The following is a 3,506-nucleotide window of genomic DNA, read 5'->3' as shown; positions in this document are numbered from 1 at the left end:
ATCTGATCCCGCTGTTCCTGCTGTTCCAGTGGCTCGGCCTGCTCGGCACTTTGTGGCCTCAAATCATCATCCATCTCGTGGTCACGGTGCCGATCGTGATCTGGATCATGATCGGCTATTTCGAGACCACGCCGATCGAGCTGGAGGAGGCCGCTACCATCGACGGCGCAACCCGCTGGCAGGTGTTTCGCCATGTCGCGCTGCCGGTGGCCAAACCGGGCCTCGCGGTCGCCTTCATCCTGGCGGTGATCTTTTCCTGGAACAATTTCGTGTTCGGCATCGTGCTGGCCGGACGCGAAACCCGCACCCTGCCGGTGGCGGTCTACAACATGATCTCGTTCGACCAGCTGAGCTGGGGCCCGCTCGCGGCCGCAGCTTTGATCGTCACCGCACCGGTGCTGCTGCTGACCATGTTCGCGCAACGGCAGATCGTGGCCGGCCTAACCGCCGGGGCCGTGAAGGGCGGATGAGACATCCGAAGAACGCGACGTGAGCGCAGAATAATCAGCGGTCTAGTTGCCACATAATGCGATGCGGCGATCACACCTCCGCGGCTTGTGCGGCCGCCACGGCATTGCCGAAGGCGGTGAAGAATTCACCCGCGAGCTTCCGCGCGGTGGAGTCGATCAGACGGCCGCCGAGCTGGGCGAGCTTGCCGCCGATCTGTGCATCGACATCGTAATGCAGCACGGTGACATCGGGACCGTCAGGCGTCAGCGTCACCGTCGCGCCGCCCTTGGCGAAACCGGCAATGCCGCCAGATCCCTCGCCGGCGATGCGATAGCTGTTCGGCGGATCGAGCTCCGATAGCGTGACCTTGCCGCCGAAGGTCGCTTTCACCGGGCCGACCTTGAAGACGACGGTCGCGGTCATCTCGGTCGGCGACAACATCTCCAGCGCTTGACAGCCGGGAATGCATTGCTTGAGCACAGCGGGATCGTTCAACGCCGCCCAGACTTTTTCCTGCGATGCCGGAATACGCTGGCTATCATTCATCTGCATGATGGGCTTTCGGCTCCGTGAGGGATGGATTCGGCTCGCGCTGGCCGCGGCGCCGCGCGACGGTGATCTCGGCGAGGATCGACATCGCGATCTCCTCCGGCGTGATGGCGCCGAGGTCGAGCCCGGCGGGCGCCTTGACGCGGTCGAGCGCTGCGGGATCGGCGCCGTCAGCAGTGAGCTTGTCCCGCAACGACATCATCTTGCGACGGCTGCCAACAAAGGCGTGATAGATCGCCTCCGTGCTAACAGCCGCGCGCAATGCCGCCTCGTCGCCCTTGCCCTGCGTCGACACCACGACGAAGCGCTTGGCCTCGGCGAGCATGCCAAGCTGAAAACTGTCGATCAACATGTCGACCTCGGGCACAGCGACGAGATCAGCCGCGGGCGCCGCCAGGGTGACGTGATAGCCGAGCGTGCGCGCCTGGGCTGCGAGCGACAGCGCGACAGGGCTGGCGCCGAGAACAATCAGTGATGGATGCGGCAGCACTGGCTCGACAAAGATATCCATGGTGCCCTTGCTCGGGCACATGTTGCTGGCGAACTTGACGCCCTCGCGAATCTCGCCGGCCTTGACGCCGAGTTCGGTCAACAGGTTCTCCGGCTGCACCGACACCATGCGTGGGCAGCCGTCGGCCAAAGCCTCCCGCGCCGCCTTCAGCACCGCGCCCCTGGCGCAGCCGCCGCCGATCCAGCCGGCAACGATCGAGCCGTCGGGGCGAATGATCGCCTTGGCGCCGGCCTTCGCCGCCGTCACCGACACCGTGCGCACGACGGTGGCGAGCACGAAGCTTTCCTCGGCGGCTTTGAGCTGCGCGGCGAGATCGAGCACTTCGGGAGCGGAAGTCATGGGTGCCTCCCGCGCAATCCTTGGAGGCTGCGATATCCCCGCAATGGCGGTGCGTTCCCTCCCCCCTCGTGGGGGAGGGTTAGGGAGGGGGGCCTCCAAGCACACTGCTCGTGGAATACTCCCCTCCCCAGCCCTCCCCCACAAGGGGGGAGGGAGCAGATTGACCACGCCGCGCGAAGTGGGCTCGAACTAAGCTCGATGCGACTCATCACCATCTCACAATCTCGCCAGATACGGCTCCAGCGCCGCCAGCGATGCCAGCGTGTGCGCGGGCGCGTAGAGGTCGACATACGGCAACGCGGCCCGGATGCCTTTCGCCTCCGGCGCATAACCTTCCCAGCCAAGCATCGGGTTGAGCCAGGCGATACGGCGGCAGCGCCGTTTCAGCTGCGCCATTTCGCGCCCGAGCAAGGCCGCGTCGCCGGTCTCATAGCCGTCGGAGACGATCATCACGCAGGTGCGCGAATGGATCACGCGCGCAGCGTGCCAGCGGTTGAAGCTGGAGAGGCTCTCGCCGATCCGGGTGCCACCGCCGACGCCCTGCGCCATCATCGAGAGCCGATCGAGCGCGCGCGCGGCGTCCTTCTCCTTCATCGCATCGGAAACGTAAGCCAGCCTGGTATGAAACAGGAACGCCTCGGCTTCGCGGAACTGATCCAGCACGCCGTGGATGAAGCGCAGGAAAACAGACGTGTACATGCTCATCGAGCCGGAGGCGTCGAGCAGCACCACCAGCCGCAACGGCTTGTCCTTGCGCCGGCGTTTGACCAGCGTGATCGGCACGCCGCCATGGCTGATGTTGCGGTGGATGGTACGCCGTAGATCGAGCCGCTCGCCGCGCCGGCGCAGCTGATCGCGCCGCGTCAGCCGCGTGCGCATCGCCTTTGCCAGCCGCGCGGCAGCTTCATGCGCCTGCGCGACTTGGTCCGGGTCGGAGAGTTTGCGGAAATCGACCTCGGCAAGATTGTCGATCCGCGAGGCGCCCTCGCTGCGCCCTTCCCCGCCTGATGTCTGCGGCCCATCGTCCGACGACGGCACCTGATCCGCGACCGTTGGCGACGTGCCGCGCTCGTTACCTGACTCCTGCAAGCTCTTCAGCGATGGACTGTTGGCGGCCTTCGACGATTCCGACGTTAGCGACCGCGAGCGCACGCGCTTGTTGAGCCAGAACGCATCAAACAGGCCGTCGAAGCGATCCCACTCGCTCTTGCGCGCCGAGAACAGATGCTTGAGCGCCGAGCGCAGCATGCCCGGTTTTTCCGCGAAACGCGACGCCATCACCGCCGCTGCGTCGCGCCCCTCGGCCAGGCCGACGGCAAAGCCGTTGTCGCGCAAAGTACGCAGGAACGCACTCAGCCGGGCGGCAACCAGACGCGACACCGCATCCATGTCTGCGAGCTCAGGCGTGGTGCCACAGCAGCTCATGCGACTTTCCCCAGCAAGCGCGCGGAAACCTCACGCGTCAGCCGCGCGCGGTCCTCATGGGTCTTGAGCAGGCAGACCAGCGTCTCGTGCACGATCTCTGGCTGCTCCTTGAGATCGCGCACATCGAGCCCGACCAGCGCCGCCGCCCAGTCCAGGGTCTCGGCGACGCCAGGCACCTTGCGCAGGTCCTCCTTGCGGACGGCATCCACCATGCGCGCGATCTGCAGCGCCA

4 protein-coding genes and 1 pseudogene are annotated in these 3,506 nt (G+C 65.8%); 1 reads left to right on the top strand and 4 read right to left on the bottom strand.

Annotated features, from left to right (window positions below; all coding sequences use genetic code 11):
- Positions 1 to 470, top strand: a 470-nt coding sequence (locus WA702_RS26300; RefSeq protein ID WP_425113465.1) for a carbohydrate ABC transporter permease, incomplete at its 5' end; no start/stop codon positions are given.
- A 70-nt stretch (positions 471 to 540) separates the two neighbouring features.
- On the opposite strand, the gene WA702_RS26295 is transcribed toward WA702_RS26300, so the two are convergent.
- From WA702_RS26295 to WA702_RS26280, 4 genes and pseudogenes are all read right to left on the bottom strand, one after another.
- Complete coding sequence (locus WA702_RS26295) at positions 541 to 1,002, bottom strand: SRPBCC family protein (protein WP_425113464.1); 462 nt, start codon at positions 1,000 to 1,002, stop codon at positions 541 to 543.
- The gene (locus WA702_RS26290) at positions 989 to 1,849 is read right to left on the bottom strand and encodes an XdhC family protein (RefSeq protein WP_425113463.1); all 861 of its coding nucleotides are present in this window, start codon (positions 1,847 to 1,849) and stop codon (positions 989 to 991) included. Before WA702_RS26290 ends, WA702_RS26295 begins: the two co-directional genes overlap by 14 nt.
- A 216-nt stretch (positions 1,850 to 2,065) precedes the next feature.
- On the bottom strand, positions 2,066 to 3,274 hold the full coding sequence (locus WA702_RS26285) for a vWA domain-containing protein (RefSeq protein WP_425113462.1): 1,209 nt from the start codon (positions 3,272 to 3,274) through the stop codon (positions 2,066 to 2,068).
- Positions 3,271 to 3,506 (bottom strand): annotated as a pseudogene (locus WA702_RS26280) (AAA family ATPase); the annotation flags it as partial. The gene WA702_RS26285 and the pseudogene WA702_RS26280, both read right to left, overlap by 4 nt.

The sequence above is a fragment of the Bradyrhizobium sp. genome (assembly GCF_049798375.1).
Taxonomy (GTDB): domain Bacteria; phylum Pseudomonadota; class Alphaproteobacteria; order Rhizobiales; family Xanthobacteraceae; genus Bradyrhizobium.
This window is presented reverse-complemented; position numbering and strand designations above follow the sequence as displayed.